The following is a 17052-nucleotide window of genomic DNA, read 5'->3' as shown; positions in this document are numbered from 1 at the left end:
ACAATCCATCATACTCTTTATCTGGAAGCCTATAATTTGACATGATGCTAAATAAAAGTTCAATCTTTGCAAACTTCCTCAGTAAACATTTGGACTTATCATCTAGTATCTGCGCAGTATAATGAAAGTAAGAAATACTTATTGAAGTTTGATATTTGCAAACTCCACATAGAATGAAAAAAAATCTCTTTTCACTATTAAGGAAGGAGGATTCCTGTGACATTAGATCAGCGGAGTGTGGGGATATTAAACAAAATTGTGCAAACTCCCCGCTATGTGCCGACTTCAGAGATTATGGAAGAGATGAACATTTCAAAGCGGACTGTCTATTATGATGTCGATAAGATTAATGATTGGCTGAAGAATCAAGAGCTTGAAGCTTTAAATTATATCCGCTCAGCCGGTTTTTATGTAACCGATGTGACACGTGAACAAATCAAACAAAAAATCGCACAAACCCGGCAGGCTCATGTGTATGAAGATTCTCCCAGAGAAAGAAAAGCCTGGGCTGTGGTGATGATTCTTACAAGGGAAAATCCTGTTTTTCTTAAAACGTTTCTTGACCGTTTTCTTGTTAGCCGAAGCACCATGCTTACGGATATTAAACAGATAAAACAGGAGCTAAGCAGCTACAACCTAATACTTCTATTCAAAAAAGAAAAAGGGTACTATCTATCAGGATCTGAGCAAGACAAACGAAGTGCATTGGTTTCATATATCACAGAGCTGATTGACGGACATGGATTAGATCAGCTTTTAACGGAAGTCCAGCACAGCTTAACAGCATGCGGACCAACTCCTCTGCAAGACTTTAACAGACTCACCATTCATGAGATTCATACTCTATTAAATGAGGCGGAGCAGGTAATAGGTGTCAGGTTTACTGATGATATTATCAATCAAATGAGCGTCCACCTTGCTTCATTTATTAAACGTTTTGCACAATCAAAATTTGTAACAATAAATGATGTAGAAAAACAGGTTATTAAACAAACAAAAGAATTTCAGGCAGCTAAATCTATTTCCTTAAAAATTGAAAACGTTTACCGTATTTCCGTTCCGGAAGATGAAGTTTATTATCTAACAACCTATCTTCTGGGAGCCAAAATCAGCGAGTATAAACGGGAACCGATTGATGATCAAGATGCTTTAAACATGAAGAAAATCATCTCCAGGATGGTGGATTCCTTTCAAACATATGCATGCGTAGTATTTACAGAAAGAAAGGCTCTGGAGAAAAACCTATTTTTGCATTTAAGGCCTGCATACTATCGAATTAAATATGGAATTGACCTTGAAAATCCACTGACTTCCTCTGTAAAAGATAAATATCAGGATATTTACTTATTAACAGAAAAAGTGATTTATCACTTTGAAGATGTGCTTGGAAAAAAGGTTTCTAAAGATGAAATTGCCTATGTAGCCCTGCATTTTGGGGGCTGGATCGAAAAAGAAGGTGTTTCAGTAAAAGCCCGGAAGAAAGCAGCAGTTGTATGCGGAAGCGGGATTGGAACCTCTCGAATTGTGCAAAAACAGCTGGAGGATTTAATTCCAACATTAGATGTAGTTAAGGTAATGACTAAACGAGAATATCATGAAAGCGAGCTCGGACAGATTGATTATGTCATCTCGACAACTCCTATTCAGAAACGGGATGTTCCTGTTTTCATTGTTCATCCCATTTTAACCCATACTGAAAAGGCCAATCTGCTGTCACAAATAGAAGCTTCTCCTAATACTTCACTGCCGGGGGAAATTGAAGCATTAATGACCATAATGAAAAAACATGGTGTGATCACGGATGAAAAAGGACTGCAGCAAGAACTCTCCCAATACTTTATAGCAAATCGACCATCAGATAATCAGGGGAGGAAGAAACCAATGTTAAATGACATCTTAACCAAAGACACCATTCAGTTTGCAGATCAGATTGACAGCTGGAAGGAAGCGATAAAGCTCGGTGCAAAGCCTCTTTTAGCAAATAAGTCGATTAAGGAAAGCTATATCGAGGCAATGATCAGCAATGTAGAAAAACTCGGACCTTATATCGTCATTGCTCCAAAAATCGCTCTGCCGCACGCACGACCGGAAGATGGAGTAAACAAAGTGGGAATGAGTTTTCTCAGAATAAAAGAGGGCTGTTCATTTACAGAAAAACCTGAGCACCGGGTAAACCTTTTATTCGTTCTGGCAGCAATCGACAATGAAACGCACTTAAAAGCATTATCTCAATTTTCAATGATGCTCTCAAATCCAGAAAATATCAATAAACTGGTACAAGCCGAAACAACAGATGAGGTTTTAGCCGTTATCGAAAAATATTCAACCAATTAGGAGGAAAAATGATGAAAAAGATTTTAGTAGTTTGCGGGAATGGATTAGGAAGCAGCTTTATTGTTGAAATGAATGTAAAAACGATTTTAAATGAGCTTGGCGTTCAAGCTGAAGTATCTCATACAGATTTAACAACAAGTAAATCTGAGCAGGCGGACCTGTATTTAGGATCAAAGGATTTAGTAGAATCACTTGATGATGGAACAAGAACAGTGGAAGGTTTAACGAATATTTTAGACACAAATGAGCTTAAAAGAGTCTTAGAAAAACACCTTAAATAGAAAGAACTGCTCAAGTAAAGAGGAGGGTCTCGAATGATTGATTTTATTATGAAGGATGTGCTGGGTACACCAGCCATTCTTGTTGGATTGTTTGCATTTATTGGACTGCTTCTTCAGAAAAAAGGAATGGCAGATACGGTTTCAGGAACACTGAAAACCATTATGGGATTTGTTATTCTCGGTGCCGGAGCCACGATATTAATTGGTGCTCTTGACATTTTTGGCAGCATGTTTGAAAAAGCGTTCAATATTCAGGGGATTATTCCTAATAATGAAGCAATCGTTGCGATTGCACAAGAAACGCTTGGAACGGAAACAGCCATGATCATGCTTTTCGGGATGCTCGTTAACATCCTGATTGCACGGTTCACTCCGTTCAAATACATTTTCTTAACTGGGCATCATACCTTATTTATGGCTTGCTTGCTGTCTGCTGTATTCGCAACAGGCGGAATAACGGGCATTCCGTTAATTATTATCGGGTCACTTATATTAGGGAGTTTGATGGTGCTCATGCCTGCACTGCTCCAGCCATATGTACGGCAAATTACAGGCAATGACAGCATCGCTCTTGGCCACTTTGGTTCCATTGGATATTTCACTTCTGCCTTTCTGGCAAAAAGATTAGGAGACAAATCGAAATCAACTGAGGATATCAAAGTGCCCAAATCCCTTGGATTTTTGCGCGATACATCAGTGGCAATGAGCTTAACGATGACAATCCTCTTTTTGATTGTCGCCCCGATAGCAGGAAAAAGCTTTGTCGAAGCAGAACTAAGCAGCGGCACAAACTTCCTTGTCTTCTCATTTATGCAGGCAATCACTTTCGCTGCTGGGGTGTACATTGTCTTAGCAGGGGTTCGGATGTTAATTGCTGAAATCGTTCCTGCATTTAAAGGAATCGCGGATAAAGTTGTAAAGGATGCGAAGCCCGCTCTTGATGCACCTGCCGTCTTCCCTTTCGCACCAAATGCTGTAATCATTGGCTTTCTATCAAGCTTTTTGGCTGGGGCATTATCAATGTTTATCTTGCCTATACTGGGCTTAAAAATAATCGTACCAGGTCTCATCCCCCATTTCTTCACAGGTGCGGCTGCAGGAGTATTCGGAAACGCCACTGGCGGCAGACGCGGCGCTATTATTGGAGCATTTGCCAACGGGCTATTAATCTCGTTTTTACCGGCACTGTTATTGCCTGTCCTTGGATCATTAGGATTTGAAGGGACAACATTTGGAGATTCGGACTTTGGGGTCGTTGGAATATTGATTTCATTCATAATTCAACTGTTTACGTAAAAAGAATAAAACACCTTTTATCCAATCCATGAAAAAGTAAAGCCAGAGGAAACTTTGGCTTTTTCCTTTTAAGAAGGATGAGAGGAAGAAAACAAGGCCACATCATCAACATCTCTTCCCTTGCCGGACACTAGCTGTTGTTGCAATCTCCGTTTGCAGAGGAACAGTCTCAATTACTCATAGAGAGCGTTTGATTCCCCTAAACAGGCACAATCCTGGTTTTGGATACTCATAGAGAGCGTTTGATTCCTCTTTACAGGCTTAATCCTGGATTTGGATACTCATAGAGAGCGTTTGATTCCTCTTTACAGTCTTAATCCTGGTTTTGGATACTCATAGAGAGCGTATGATTCCCCTATTTTGGCTCAATCCTGGATTTGGATACTCATAGAAAGCGTTTGATTCCTCTTTACAGGCTTAATTCTGGATTTGGATACTCATAGAGAGCGTTTGATTCCTCTTTACAGGCTTAATCCTGGATTTGGATACTCATAGAGAGCGGATGATTCCTCTTTACAGGCTTAATCCTGGATATGGATACTCATAGAGAGCGGATGATTCCTCTTTACAGGCTTAAACCTGGATTTGGATACTCATAGAGAGCGTTTGATTCCTCTTTACAGGCATAATTCTGGTTTTGGATACTCATAGAGAGCGTATGATTCCCCTATACTGGGTCAATCCTGGTTTTGGATACTCATAGAGAGCGTTTGATTCCTCTATACTGGCTCAATCTTAAATTTGGATACTCATAGAGAGCGTTTGATTCCCCTATACTGGCTCAATCCTAGATTTGGATACTCATAGAGAGCGTTTGATTCCTCTTTACAGGCTCAAACCTGGATTTGGATACTCATAGAGCGTATGATTCCTCTTTACAGGCTTAATCCTGGATTTGGATACTCATAGAGAGCGTATGATTCCTCTTTACAGGCTTAATCCTAGATTTGGATACTCATAGAGAGCGTTTGATTCCCCTATACTGGCACAATCCTAGACTTGGATACTCATAGAGAGCGTTTGATTCCCCTATAAATAAAAAAGACTAATCCCTTTAGGATTAGTCTTTAAACACCACAATTCCCATATACCTATTTATTAAGTTATGCAGATTCATAACCTTTTAAAGATTCTTCTTCTTTTACCTGAATCCGCTCAACTTTTCCAACTAAGAAAATGTATGATAAAGCTCCTATCAGAGTTACACAGGCGATAAAAGTAAGTGCAGGAGCAAAATTTCCTCCTTTTGCTAAAAAACCAATTACAATAGGAATAATGATAGATGCTGTACCGCCAATAAAGTTAAATACCCCTCCAGCTATCCCAACAAGCCGTTTTGGTGCCAACAGTGAAACAAACACCCAGGTAATCGAAGCGAAACCGTTCCCGAAAAAAGCTATACACATAAACATGATGACTAAATTTGTATTTTCCACATAGTTTGCCCCAATTATAGAGGTTGCCAGCAATAACCCAGTAATAACAGGCACTTTTCTAGCAACGTTGTCAGAAACCCCTTTTTTCACAAGGAAATCAGACAAGAATCCAGAAGATAATACACCTACAAATGCTGCTAAAAATGGTAATGAAGCCAATAAACCGGTTTTTACAAACGTTAATCCTCTATATTCAACAAGGTACGTGGGAAACCAGGTTAAGAAAAACCATAGCGTGGATGCCACTGCAAATTGTCCAATGTATATACCCCATAACTTCCTGCTTTTTAATACGATTGCAAAGTCTTTTATGCCTACTGTAGATTTTACAGACTTATCATCTGCAATAGCATCAAAGATTGCCCCGCCTTCACGAATATAATCGAGTTCTTGTTTATTAACCTTTTTACTGTGCTGAGGATCACGATAAAGTAAAAACCAGAGAATCGCCCAAGATATTCCAATAATACCTGTAATGATAAACAGGCCCCTCCAGCCAAACCATTGCTGTAAAAAAATTAAGGCTGGAGTTAAAAAGGCCAATCCTATAAACTGTCCTGAGGTATAAATCGCAACGGCTCTAGCTCTTTCTTTTTCCGGAAACCAGCTGGCCGCTACTTTACTATTTGTCGGGAAAGCTGGTGCCTCAAACGCTCCCAATCCAACGCGAAGTAAGATAAATCCCGAGAAACCGTGTACAAACCCCTGCAGTAAAGTTGCTATAGAGAATCCAGCTATGCCTATTGCATGGGTTTTTCTGTTTCCCAGCTTGTCCAGTATCCATCCGCCAGGTATTTGAAGAGCACAATAGGTCCATCCAAACGCCGAAAATATAAGGCCCATCTGCACAGGGTCTAACTCTAGTTCCTTTGAAATAAATGGGGCAGCTACTGCAATATTGCTTCGATCCATGTAATTTATAATGACGGTGATAAACAACATAAAAACAACACCATACCGCACTTTTGTCATTCTCTTGCTCACTTTAACCACCCGCTTCATCCGTATTTATTATTACCACTCAGCGATGCTTCCATCAGTATGTCTCCAAACTGGATTTCTCCAATTGTGACCGATTTCTGCCATTTTCCTCACATGTTCTTCGTTGATTTCAATTCCCAAACCAGGACCATCCGGTATTTTCACGTAACCGTTTTCATATTTGAATACACGATTATCGACAATGTAATCCAGTAAATCGCTTCCCTGATTATAATGAATTCCAAGACTCTGTTCTTGAATAAACGCATTGTGACACGTAGCATCAACTTGAAGACATGAAGCTAATGCAATTGGTCCTAAAGGACAGTGCGGAGCTGCAGCAACATCAAATGCTTCAGCCATCGAGATTATTTTTTTGCATTCTGTAATACCGCCTGCATGGGATAAATCCGGCTGAATAATATCTACATAACCATCCATTAAAAGGTTCTTATATTCCCATCTTGAAAACATTCTTTCCCCCGTTGCAATCGGTATATTGGTTGCCCGCGCAATCTCCCTTAACGCCTCATTATTTTCCGGAAGCACCGGCTCTTCGATGAACATTGGCCGGTAGGCTTCAAGTTCTTTCGCTAATATTTTTGCCATCGGCTTATGTACTCGCCCGTGAAAATCAATGCCTATACCGACATAAGGTCCGGCAGCTTCACGAACAGCAGCAATACGTTCGACTGCCTGATCAATTTTTTCATAGGAATCAATGATCTGCAGTTCCTCGGTTCCATTCATTTTTATTGCAGTAAATCCAGCTTCAACAGCTGCCTTCGCTGAAGATCCCACTTCAGCAGGGCGATCTCCGCCTATCCATGAATATACGCGAATGGAATCCCTGCATGCTCCGCCTAATAGCTGATAGACTGGCGCATTATAAAATTTCCCTTTTATATCCCAAAGCGCTTGATCGATTCCAGCAATTGCACTCATAAAAATAGGGCCGCCTCTATAAAAACCTGATCGATACATATAATTCCAATGATCTTCAATTCTTAACGGATCTTTTCCAATCAAATACTCCATTAATTCTTTTACGGCTGTTCCTACCGTCTCAGCTCTTCCTTCAATAACAGGTTCGCCCCATCCGATAATTCCTTCATCTGTTTCAATTTTTAAAAACAACCATCTCGGCGGTACTTGAAATAATTCATAACTAGTAATTTTCATAATAGATACTCCCCTTTTTAGTCGTTTGATTTTACAGCTGAAACAAATTGTTTCGCTTTTTCTGTTAATTGCACTAAATATTCATCTGTTACCTCAAGCTTCGTATCCACAAGAGCGCTTCCAAGGCCACAGCCAACAGCACCCGCTTTCATAAATGCCTGAATATTGCTTAGATCTACGCCCCCTGTTGGAAGTAATGGAATTTGCGGAAGAGGTCCCCGTATATCTTTTATGAAGCCAGGTCCTAAAGCAGCAGGGAAAACTTTAATAATATCTCCGCCATTTTCATAGGCTGATAGAATCTCAGTCGGAGTAAACGCACCCGGAATGCTTACCGCCCCATATCTCTTCGTCATTTTAATCGTTTCAATATTGACAGTAGGAGACAAAATAAAACTAGCACCCGCTAAGATAGCGGCACGGGCCGTTTCAGGATCCAAAACTGTTCCCGCCCCTATTATCACTTGATCTCCCAATTCATCTGATACCTTTTCGATCACAGATAAAGGTTTTGGAGAATTCATTGTAATTTCCAAAGCGCCTACTCCGCCTTCATGAAGTGCTTTTGCAATCTTTAAAACATCATTTGGATTTGCACCGCGGATAATAGCTACAATTTTGGTTTCTAGAATTCTTGACAATATATCCATAGAGATTATGGTCCTCCTCTTTCTATTTAACGTGTAACATCATCTGAACCCGGCAACTCAGTATACGCTTCCAATATTTCTCGGTCAGGCAGCCCTTCAATATCTCCGCTAACAGTCGTTACTAAAGCACCAATGGCACAGCCTCTCTGCACACACTTCTCAAGAGTAAGCCCATCCAATAAACCTGAAAGCACACCAGAGGCAAAACCGTCACCTGCACCGACCGGATCCACTACTTTTTCCACTTTAAAGCCTTGTACATATCCTTTTTCAGAAGAAGCCGAATAATAAGCTCCTTTTTCTCCGCGTTTGATGATAACGGTTGCAACTCCATGATTATGAAATAGCTCTGCTAATTCTTCACAATCTTCTGTTCCAAACAAAAATTCCCCTTCATTAATGCCCGGCAGCACAATGTCAGCCATTTCAGCGATTGCAAGAAGCGTTTTTCGAGCTTCTTCATCGCTCCATAATTTACGTCGAATATTAGGATCAAAGACAACTTTTTTGCCATGTTTCTTTGCTATCTCAATAGCATAAAAGATGCTGTCTCGGCAAGATTGGCTTAGTGCTGGAGTAATACCTGTTATGTAAAGGTATTTCGTGTTCGCGATATACTCTTCTTTGATATAACTAGGATCCAGAAAACTGGCCGCAGAATATTTTCGATGATAGTATATTCGAACATTTTTTTCATTCAGCATCTCTTTAAAAAAGATACCTGTTGGTGCATTTTTGTCAGTTGTGACTTGACTTGTATCGACTCCTTCAGCCCTGACAGCCGAAAGGACGAACGATCCAAATTCATCCTTCCCTACACGACTGATCCATCCTGTCTTGTGGCCGAGCTTTGCCAGCCCGATTAATGTGTTGGTTTCGGCACCAGCCATTTTTGACGAGAAATTCCTGGCGTACCTCATCTGCCCTTGTGTATCCGGAGTAAACAAAACCATCGTTTCTCCCATACTCACTACATCCATACTGCGCCTCCTTTTCTCTCTCTTGCAGCTCTTATGAATGCCCTATGCTTTTGGAGATTTCCTTTGATGTTTGAAGAAGTTTGTCCGCTATGAACTCCTTGCGGCTGATCATTCTTTCTTTTGGCCCGGCTACGCTAATGGCTGCTTGAATGGTATGATCGGCACCGAAAATGGGTGCTGCTAAACAATATAAACCCTCTTCATTTTCCTCATCATCAATGGAATATCCCATACCTGCAAACCTTTTCAATTCCTTCTCTAATTCTTGGCGATCCGTGATTGTATTTTTTGTGATAGGGGAAAGTTCAGCATAGTCCAAAATAGCATTTTTCTCATTCTGGGGCAGGAAAGCCAGAAATGCTTTGCCCAGTCCCGTGCAATATAAAGGTTTCCGATAACCCGGTTGAGCGGTTGTTCGAATAGACCGATTATTGTCTATCTTAGCCACGTAAACTAACTCTCTTTCTGACAATACAGCCATGAATACTGTTTCTTGCACATCTTCCATCAGTTTTTTAAGATGTGGTGTTCCTTGAGAAGAAATGTCCAGAGATTCCATTGCAAGTGTTCCAAGCTGAACCAGTTTTGGCCCTAATTTATAACGCTTAAGGGAATCTTGGTTTAGATATCCTTCCTCAAAAAGAGTACCAACTAAATTAGATGTACTGCTCTGTGGGAACGAAAGATTTTCACTGATTTCTTTAATAGTTAGACCTTCTGGGTGATGAGCTACTAATTCAAATACTCTTAATACTCGTTCTGCAGATTTTACTGACATGTCATACCTCCGAAATCACATATGTGATTCTAAATCATATATGTGATTTGATGTTTTTATAATACCATATCATAATACCCTATACAATTATTTTATTTCTGCTTAGGAATGTAATGGGCGTGAGAAAATAAGAAAACTCGTTAAACCGTTGCTCTCTTAGAGGGACTTTTGTTGTTCATTAATTGATATAAATTTCAACTAAAGGTTCTAAAAAGTTGTTATCTTTTTCACCTGACATTTAATCTGTCAAAATAAAAAGCATTGCCTACAACTTCCATAGGCTAATGCACTACCTGTGATTCTATTAACTTGTTAAACTTTAAAAACTCTTCTACTTCTTCATTGTTGGATACCGTCCAAAGCTCAAAATGAATATGCTATGATAAGAGAAAAACGAGAAAAACGTTTTCAATTAATCAGGGGGATATCAATGAAAACCGGAGGATTGCTGCAGCAGCTCAACACCGTAACCGAATGGATCACCAAAATCTTCACAGCCAACATTCTATGGCTATTCTTCAACCTGCCGATCGTCTACTTAACCTTCAATCTATTTGCAATCAAGGACCCGGCGGGCTTAATTGTCAACGGACTGACCATTGCGTTCTTCGCTCCGTTCATCCTGTTTCCGGCCACAACCGCTCTCTTTGGTATTATACGCAAATGGGTGACTACGGACAGCCAAGTTCCTCTGATCCGTTCCTACTGGCGTTTCTACAAAGAAAATTATATCCGAAGCATGATAGGCGGCCTGCTTATTGTTCCGCTTTGGTTCATCCTGGTCATCGACTACGTTTACTTTGCCAAAACCAGCTCGCCGCTCTACTATCTCTTCCTGGCCGCAGGCGTATTCATGTTCGTTTTCACGCTGCACTTCTTCTCCAACACGGTGCACTTTCATCTGAAACTGTTTCAATCGCTTAAGAACGCAATGCTGCTGTCGATTGGGAAGCCGTTGCATACAGTTGGGATTACGGTGGGGATTGGGATCCTGTTTTACATAAGTACCAGCATCTTTCCTCTTCTGATTCTGCTTGGATTGGGGAGTTTGGGGACTTTGGTGGCGTTTTTTGTTTTTAATAAAGCTGTTGAACGTTAATAAAAGCCTGCTTTCTATTTGAAGGCAGGCTTTTTAATCTAGTAAATATCAGCAACTGCTTTGCAAAACTTCGTCCACTTGGTTAAATTGACGTAACATAATAAAACCTCTGTAAATTTTTCTAGGAAATAAATCTCTCACCTCTATAAAACTAATCTCCTAAATTTAACAGTCAAACCCTTGTTTTTTCAAGAGTATTCCTAACTCGTATTCTACTTTACAAACATTATTCCCTCTAAAACATACTTTTTACAAACAGACGTTATGCTTGGTAGGTAAGCATACATACTAGGAGGGAAAACAGTTGAAAAAAGGATTAAAACCTATTTTATTCGCGGCAATGGTACTCGCCATGGTAAGCAGTTTGTTTTCAGGAATGCAAAATGTTTCAGCTACAGAAAAATCCAAACAAGCATCAGAGGTAGATTTAAGGGTTATGACTTATAATTTAAGATACTTAAACAGCACTGATCCTTCCCCGCATACTTGGGCGGAGCGGATTCCTACTATTAAGAAGCTTATTCAGAGGGAACAGCCAGATATCATTGGAACTCAGGAAGCTGTCTACCAGCAAATTCAAGATTTAAAAGACACACTACCTGAATACAATTGGATTGGCTTAGGTCGTGAAGGCGGAAGCAAAGGTGAATACTCAGCTATTTTCTATAACGAAAACAAGTATACCCCAATTGAATATGATCACTACTGGCTTTCAGATACTCCAAATGTTATTGGGTCTAAATCTTGGGGGAACAAAATTCCACGTATGGTAACGTGGGCAAAGTTTCTTGATAAAAGGAGCAACCAGCAATTCTACGTAGTAAATACTCATTTTGATCACCAATCACCAGAAGCCAGAGAAAAAAGCGCCGCATTAATCTTAGAAAAAACAAAATCGTTCAATCCGGATTTACCTGTCATCTTAACAGGTGATTTCAATGCTGGTCCTGCCAGTCTTCCACATCAGACCCTGACAAAAGACGGGGAGTTCAGTGATCTTTGGGATACAGCTCAAACTCGCGTGAACGAAGATTTAGGAACGTTTAATGGTTTTAATGATCCTACTGGCAAGGGACCTGAAAGCCGTATTGATTGGATTCTTGCAAAAGGAAACATCTTAGCAAAAACGATTGAAATTATTAACTACCAAAAGAATGGTCAATTCCCAAGCGATCATTATCCTGTTATGACGGATTTAACTATGAATTATAAATAAACAAAATGACTAAAAGAAAAACGATCAGTGACTGATCGTTTTTCTTATTTTTTATCGATTTTTAAATAACTCACCTAAACCATTTATGAATTCGTCCAACTGCTCCTCAGACTGAAACTTAAATGAACTACCATAATGAATATACGTCTTCCCATCATTCTTCCTTCTGGGAAACCTGCTCAGCGCAGTATTATGTACAAACCCATCGCTCCTGCCGGTCAGTTTAAGCGACTCTGCCGTATCCGGATGAAGAACAATCCCAATTCCCTTAGTCGCCAATGCGTAGATAACGTCTTTACTTATAATATGTTCGTATTCTATTGCTTTGGTTGTTTCTTTTGTTGGTTTGAAGTTATATTTTGCGAAAATCTCGTTCATGTTTCTCTCCTCTGCTTTCGTGCCTCAACAGCCGATGTCAAACTATTACCTATTCCCTAAAAAACCGCCATGTTCCTGCAAGATAGAACAAGATTTATGTGTGAATCCTCCTGTTTTTCTTCTAAAATTCTTCTAATACCAACAGGAAATTACAAATATATTACGATGGTATTAGAAAATAATCATTGAAATTTTAACTCTTTGTCATGTTTTGTCATTTTCTTTCTATTTAACAATTTTTTCTAATAGTTGATAATTTATTAGTATCCTATTTATCTAGTGAGGGGGAGTTACATGTATAGAAAAACCATGGCGGGATTATTAGCCGCCGGAGTAGCGTTTAGTTTTAATGGAGTTATGGCTGAAGGCCCGGTTCAGGCACCTAACGCTCAATTCAGTTCTGCTTTTGACAACAAGATTATCAAGAAGATCAGCTCTGATAATATGTATAACACAGTTGCAAAACTGTCGCAGCAACCGCGTGAGGCTGGTACCGACGGAGAACTGGTGGGAGCTCAGTACATAAAAAGTCAATTTGAGAAGTATGGCTACGAGACTGAATTGCAGCCGTTTCCTTTTTATGAGACAGTTAGAAATAATGCATCCGGCGCCCTTCAAGTGAACGGCCAAGTATTCACTCCTTATGTATTCAGCGGTTCTTACAGTGCTGAGGTATCAGGACAGGTGATTCACGTCGGCAAAGCTCTTGCCGGTACAGTTTCTGATGAGGTGAAAGGAAAAATCGCTCTTATTGAGCGCGGAGACATCACCTTCGTGGAAAAAATCCAACATGTTCAGGACAAAGGTGCCATCGGGGTCATCATGTACAATAGCAGCGGAAGTTCAAATGCTTTTGGACAGGCTGCCTATGGACAAAATATCCCTGCAGTGGCCATTACTAGAGCTGAAGGACTTGCTTTAGTGGATAAATTAAAGACAGAGCCGCTTACTTCCACGATTAAAGTAACTGGTTCAGGCTATGTTGAAAAAACATCTTACAACGTCATCGCCAAATTGAAACCACATAAAAACAAAGATAATGGCCAAGTCGTCATGGTTGGCGCACATCACGATTCTGTCCACGGCGGACCGGGGGCTAATGATGATGCATCCGGTGTATCGGCAGTCCTTGAGCTTGCCCGAGTAATGGCCAACATGCCAACGGATACAGAGCTCCGCTTTGTTACATTCGGGGCAGAAGAAAAAGGGCTGTTGGGCTCCTATCATTATGCAAGTACTATAAGTGATAAAGAGGCGGATCGAATTGTCGCCCATTTTCAAATGGATATGATCGGAAGCAAGGATGCCGGAGGGGATAATCCTGCAGGCGGCTTAATTATGTATACGATTGACGGAAAGAAAAACCTTGTAACAGATTTAGCCGCGGCAGCAGGCGCGAGAACAGCAGCAGCGGAAGTCATTCCTTACGGCCAGCTGGGTCGAAGTGACCACCAGCCTTTCCATGAGCTTGGTATTCCGGCAGCCTTGTTCATCCACTCACCGGTTGAACCATGGTACCACTCTCCAGCTGACACGATTGATAAAATTGATAAAAACAAACTGCAGGAAGCGGCAGAAATTGTTGGAGCATCTGTTTACCAGATTGCAAGACCGGATACTCCGGCTTTGGAACATGCCAGAGTTGCACCTGGTCCAGTCGACTATGATTTCGAGGATCGACCGGTTCAGTAAAAGATAGGAAATGGCTGCAAGGTCCTTCGAGGTCTTGCGGCTCTTTTTGTTTTCCCTCTCCAAATTAGTATGCTTTTCTAGCTTAAAAAAGATTATCAATCCATGATTCATATTTTATAATTTATATAATTGAATTTTAATACAAAAAGGTGAATAGCAAGTCAAAATGAGAGAAAGCCTGACCCTTAAGTTAAGGTCAGGCCTTTTATATGGTTTTGGTCATAACAAGCTAGGCATTTGTCACCCATTATCATACTGAGGGTCAGGCACCTATATTTCCTTAAACAGTCATTTTCCAACTTGATACAGCCAACCAGTTTTCCTGTTCCTTATAACCCGGCATAATCTTCCCCACCAGTCGCCAGAAAGACCGGTCATGATTCAGATGAACCATATGGCACATTTCGTGAACGACTACATAGTCGATCACCTTCTGCGGTGCCATAGCCAGCTTCCAGTTAAAGGTCAGCTGCAGGTTTGCATCACAGGTTCCCCAGTTCTTTTTGCTATCTACAATACGGACCGAACGCGGCTTAGTTTTAAAGTTGCTTTGATAGGACTTGATGCTCTTCTCAACGATCGTTTTACATTGCTGATAATAAAATCGTTTCAGCGCCTGTTTGATTTTCTCATCATCAAGCTGCTTCACATAGATATGCAGTCTTTCTCCATCAAATACAGCATGATCCTGCTGGATGTTTTCATCATGAACAATCTGAATCGGATAGTCCCTTCCCCAAAAAAGAAAAGTTTCACCGTGTTCATAGACTCTCTCCTTCGACCCAAGCATCCGATCCTTCATTTCTTTTGCTTTTTCCTGAATCAGGTCCCAGTTTTCCTCTAATATATGAAGCACACGTTCATCAGATGTTCCTTTCGGAGCCAGGACCTCTACATTCCCATATTGGTCCATCGAAAGGCCAATGGACGTAAGCTTTTTATACGTAACCTCAAACCGAATGGTCTCCCCTGAGTAAGTATGAATCATACTTGCTTATTCTCCTCTGTATTTGACAGCCAATCCCTTTAGGAAGTTTCTTGCGAATTTATCCCCGCACTCTTTATAATTCTTATGGCCTTCTTTTCTTAATAAAGCGCCTAATTCCCCTTTTGTCACATGGATGCCCGCTTTTTCAAAGACATCAAGCATGTCCTCACTAGTCATGGCGAGGGCGATTTTCACTTTCTTCAAAAGAAGATTGTTCACATTTGCGCTTCTCCCCAAAGTTAATTCCGGTGTTTCAGGCTGGCCCGGCTTTTGCTCCTGTTTGCCTCTTTTAAACGTAACGAAGCCATTTAAAAAGGACTCAAACATCACGTTGTCACATTTAATGTTCTCTTCATCCTCAGCGATCTCATCGTCGTAGCTGTCTTTTGATTTCGTGAGGATTTTAGGCAAATCCTGCCTGCTCACTTCAATCCCGCCAAGCTTAAAAATCTCAACCATTTCTGTATTTTTCAGATCCAGTGCGTATCTTAATCGAATTAAAATATCGTTATTATCCATCATAAAACCTCCTATTAGCGTGCAGTTTCATCAAAACCTGTCACTACATTTTAAACCACACTTATAGTGAATGGCTACTTCACTTTCTACTTTCACTTCACTGCTTCTTTTATTACTAAGAAAAAGGATATACTATAGCAAAGGATAGGATCGCTAAGCTATATAGAATTTCTGTTATTTCCAATCAAAGTGGAAACATAACCTAAAAACCACAAGCAGGTGTACGATTTTGGATATCAAACATTTACAATATTTTATTGAGGTGTCGAATTTTAATAGTTTTTCCCGTGCGGCAGAACATTTATTTATCACCCAGCCAACTATTAGTAAAATGATTAAAAATCTTGAGACGGAGCTCGGAGTTGAACTTTTTGACCGCTCCCGCAAGAAATTAGCCTTGACCGATGCAGGACAGATCATTTTGGAGCAGGCAAAATTAATTGACAAAGCCTTTAATAATTTAGAAACGGAATTGGACAACCTGACAGGGCTAAAAAAAGGGCATATTCGTATTGGGTTGCCGCCAATATTTGATGCGCATTTTTTCTTGAAAATTATCAGCAGCTTTCACGAAAAATATCCCGGGATTACCTTTCAATTAGTAGAAGACGGTTCAAAAAAAATAGAAGAAGATGTGGCCAACAATTTTCTTGATGTTGGGATCATTGTTCTTCCGACTAAGAACGACATCTTCGACCATTTCTCTTTTATGGAAGAAGACCTTAAGCTCATCCTTCACCCTTCACACCCATTGGCAGAAAAAGAGGAAGTCCAATTAGCTGAATTGGCTGATGAATCTTTTATTTTGTTTAATAAGGACTTTGTCTTAAACGATCGAATTATTCTTTCTTGCAACAGTGTAGGCTTTAATCCGCATATTATCTCTGAAAGTTCACAGCAGTCTTTCATTGAGGAAATGGTTGCTTACAAACTTGGAATTTCTCTTTTGCCTGAGAGTATCTGTGATAATCTAAATACAAATGTAAAGTCGGTAAGAGTAGTAAACCCGTCAATCAGCTGGAACTTAGCGATTATTTGGGGCAAAAATCAATACTTCTCTTATGCTGCAAAAGAATGGCTGCAGTTCACGAAAGAACAGCTCACAAAGGGATTTAAAGATGATTAATTTAATATGATCCATATTCCCGGAAGACGGTTCATTTTAATTGAACCGTCTTTTTTTCTAATAATCTCCTATTTATAAACGGAATAATTGAAAGCATTTACATAGATAAAAGCTAT

At 40.1% G+C, this 17052-nt stretch carries 15 protein-coding genes; 7 read left to right on the top strand and 8 right to left on the bottom strand.

All coding sequences use genetic code 11. The annotated features are described in order from the left end of the window. The first annotated feature begins 216 nt into the window (after positions 1-216). Genes K8L98_RS02260 through K8L98_RS02250 form a run of 3 tightly spaced genes read left to right on the top strand, consistent with a single transcriptional unit; the run spans position 217 to position 3911 of the window. Positions 217-2334 carry a BglG family transcription antiterminator gene (locus tag K8L98_RS02260; protein ID WP_223439229.1) on the top strand — a complete coding sequence of 706 codons (2118 nt, stop codon included), beginning with the start codon at positions 217-219 and terminating at the stop codon, positions 2332-2334. A gap of 11 nt (positions 2335-2345) precedes the next feature. Further along, positions 2346-2615: a PTS sugar transporter subunit IIB gene (locus tag K8L98_RS02255; RefSeq protein WP_223439227.1), complete on the top strand. Its 270-nt coding sequence runs from the start codon at positions 2346-2348 to the stop codon at positions 2613-2615. A 33-nt stretch (positions 2616-2648) separates the two neighbouring features. Further along, positions 2649-3911 (top strand): PTS ascorbate transporter subunit IIC, encoded by a 1263-nt coding sequence (locus K8L98_RS02250; protein WP_223439225.1) that lies wholly within the window; start codon positions 2649-2651, stop codon positions 3909-3911. A 1103-nt stretch (positions 3912-5014) separates the two neighbouring features. Here the strand turns inward: K8L98_RS02250 and K8L98_RS02245 are convergent. The 5 genes from K8L98_RS02245 to K8L98_RS02225 are packed head-to-tail and all read right to left on the bottom strand — an operon-like array spanning position 5015 to position 9918. Then, positions 5015-6349, bottom strand: a complete 1335-nt coding sequence (locus tag K8L98_RS02245; RefSeq protein ID WP_243550991.1) for an MFS transporter — start codon at positions 6347-6349, stop codon at positions 5015-5017. 12 nt (positions 6350-6361) lie between these two features. Then, positions 6362-7510, bottom strand: coding sequence for a galactonate dehydratase (gene dgoD, locus K8L98_RS02240; RefSeq protein WP_223439223.1), 1149 nt, complete (start codon positions 7508-7510; stop codon positions 6362-6364). A 17-nt stretch (positions 7511-7527) separates the two neighbouring features. Beyond that, on the bottom strand, positions 7528-8160 hold the full coding sequence (locus K8L98_RS02235; RefSeq protein WP_223439221.1) for a bifunctional 4-hydroxy-2-oxoglutarate aldolase/2-dehydro-3-deoxy-phosphogluconate aldolase: 633 nt from the start codon (positions 8158-8160) through the stop codon (positions 7528-7530). Between the two features lie 26 nt (positions 8161-8186). Further along, a complete protein-coding gene (locus K8L98_RS02230) occupies positions 8187-9140 on the bottom strand; it encodes a sugar kinase (RefSeq protein WP_223439219.1) in 954 nt (317 codons plus the stop codon). A gap of 31 nt (positions 9141-9171) precedes the next feature. Next, the gene (locus K8L98_RS02225) at positions 9172-9918 is read right to left on the bottom strand and encodes an IclR family transcriptional regulator (RefSeq protein ID WP_223439217.1); all 747 of its coding nucleotides are present in this window, start codon (positions 9916-9918) and stop codon (positions 9172-9174) included. 430 nt (positions 9919-10348) lie between these two features. Between K8L98_RS02225 and K8L98_RS02220 the strand changes: the two genes are divergently transcribed. Then, positions 10349-11017: a YesL family protein gene (locus K8L98_RS02220; protein ID WP_223439215.1), complete on the top strand. Its 669-nt coding sequence runs from the start codon at positions 10349-10351 to the stop codon at positions 11015-11017. 304 nt (positions 11018-11321) lie between these two features. Continuing rightward, positions 11322-12233, top strand: a complete 912-nt coding sequence (locus K8L98_RS02215) for an endonuclease/exonuclease/phosphatase family protein (RefSeq protein ID WP_223439213.1) — start codon at positions 11322-11324, stop codon at positions 12231-12233. A gap of 51 nt (positions 12234-12284) precedes the next feature. Here the strand turns inward: K8L98_RS02215 and K8L98_RS02210 are convergent, their stop codons facing one another. Beyond that, entirely contained in the window at positions 12285-12611 is a 327-nt protein-coding gene (locus tag K8L98_RS02210; protein WP_223439211.1) for a hypothetical protein, read from the bottom strand. A 294-nt stretch (positions 12612-12905) separates the two neighbouring features. On the opposite strand from K8L98_RS02210, the gene K8L98_RS02205 reads away from it, so the two are divergent. Continuing rightward, positions 12906-14303, top strand: a complete 1398-nt coding sequence (locus tag K8L98_RS02205) for a M28 family peptidase (protein ID WP_223439209.1) — start codon at positions 12906-12908, stop codon at positions 14301-14303. 280 nt (positions 14304-14583) lie between these two features. On the opposite strand, the gene K8L98_RS02200 is transcribed toward K8L98_RS02205, so the two are convergent. Next, positions 14584-15291: a M48 family metallopeptidase gene (locus K8L98_RS02200; protein ID WP_223439207.1), complete on the bottom strand. Its 708-nt coding sequence runs from the start codon at positions 15289-15291 to the stop codon at positions 14584-14586. Positions 15292-15297: 6 nt separating this feature from the next. Further along, a complete protein-coding gene (locus K8L98_RS02195; RefSeq protein ID WP_223439205.1) occupies positions 15298-15810 on the bottom strand; it encodes a YehS family protein in 513 nt (170 codons plus the stop codon). Between the two features lie 229 nt (positions 15811-16039). On the opposite strand from K8L98_RS02195, the gene cidR reads away from it, so the two are divergent. Further along, positions 16040-16936, top strand: a complete 897-nt coding sequence (gene cidR / locus K8L98_RS02190; protein ID WP_223439203.1) for a cidABC operon transcriptional activator CidR — start codon at positions 16040-16042, stop codon at positions 16934-16936. Positions 16937-17052 lie beyond the last annotated feature (116 nt).

The organism is Metabacillus dongyingensis (assembly GCF_019933155.2).
Taxonomy (GTDB): Bacteria; Bacillota; Bacilli; order Bacillales; family Bacillaceae; genus Bacillus_P; species Bacillus_P dongyingensis.
Note: the sequence above shows the minus strand (reverse complement) of the source record. Positions and strands in the feature narration are given on the sequence as shown.

Excerpts from the sequence above, each read along its gene's own strand:
- K8L98_RS02255 (WP_223439227.1), top strand. The coding sequence starts at position 2,346 with ATGAAAAAGATTTTAGTAGTTTGCGGGAATGGATTAGGAAGCAGCTTT.
- K8L98_RS02230 (WP_223439219.1), bottom strand. The coding sequence starts at position 9,140 with ATGGATGTAGTGAGTATGGGAGAAACGATGGTTTTGTTTACTCCGGAT.
- K8L98_RS02220 (WP_223439215.1), top strand. The coding sequence starts at position 10,349 with ATGAAAACCGGAGGATTGCTGCAGCAGCTCAACACCGTAACCGAATGG.
- K8L98_RS02205 (WP_223439209.1), top strand. The coding sequence starts at position 12,906 with ATGTATAGAAAAACCATGGCGGGATTATTAGCCGCCGGAGTAGCGTTT.
- K8L98_RS02250 (WP_223439225.1), top strand. The coding sequence starts at position 2,649 with ATGATTGATTTTATTATGAAGGATGTGCTGGGTACACCAGCCATTCTT.
- K8L98_RS02195 (WP_223439205.1), bottom strand. The coding sequence starts at position 15,810 with ATGGATAATAACGATATTTTAATTCGATTAAGATACGCACTGGATCTG.
- K8L98_RS02210 (WP_223439211.1), bottom strand. The coding sequence starts at position 12,611 with ATGAACGAGATTTTCGCAAAATATAACTTCAAACCAACAAAAGAAACA.
- K8L98_RS02225 (WP_223439217.1), bottom strand. The coding sequence starts at position 9,918 with ATGTCAGTAAAATCTGCAGAACGAGTATTAAGAGTATTTGAATTAGTA.
- K8L98_RS02200 (WP_223439207.1), bottom strand. The coding sequence starts at position 15,291 with ATGATTCATACTTACTCAGGGGAGACCATTCGGTTTGAGGTTACGTAT.
- dgoD (WP_223439223.1), bottom strand. The coding sequence starts at position 7,510 with ATGAAAATTACTAGTTATGAATTATTTCAAGTACCGCCGAGATGGTTG.
- K8L98_RS02235 (WP_223439221.1), bottom strand. The coding sequence starts at position 8,160 with ATGGATATATTGTCAAGAATTCTAGAAACCAAAATTGTAGCTATTATC.
- K8L98_RS02245 (WP_243550991.1), bottom strand. The coding sequence starts at position 6,349 with ATGAAGCGGGTGGTTAAAGTGAGCAAGAGAATGACAAAAGTGCGGTAT.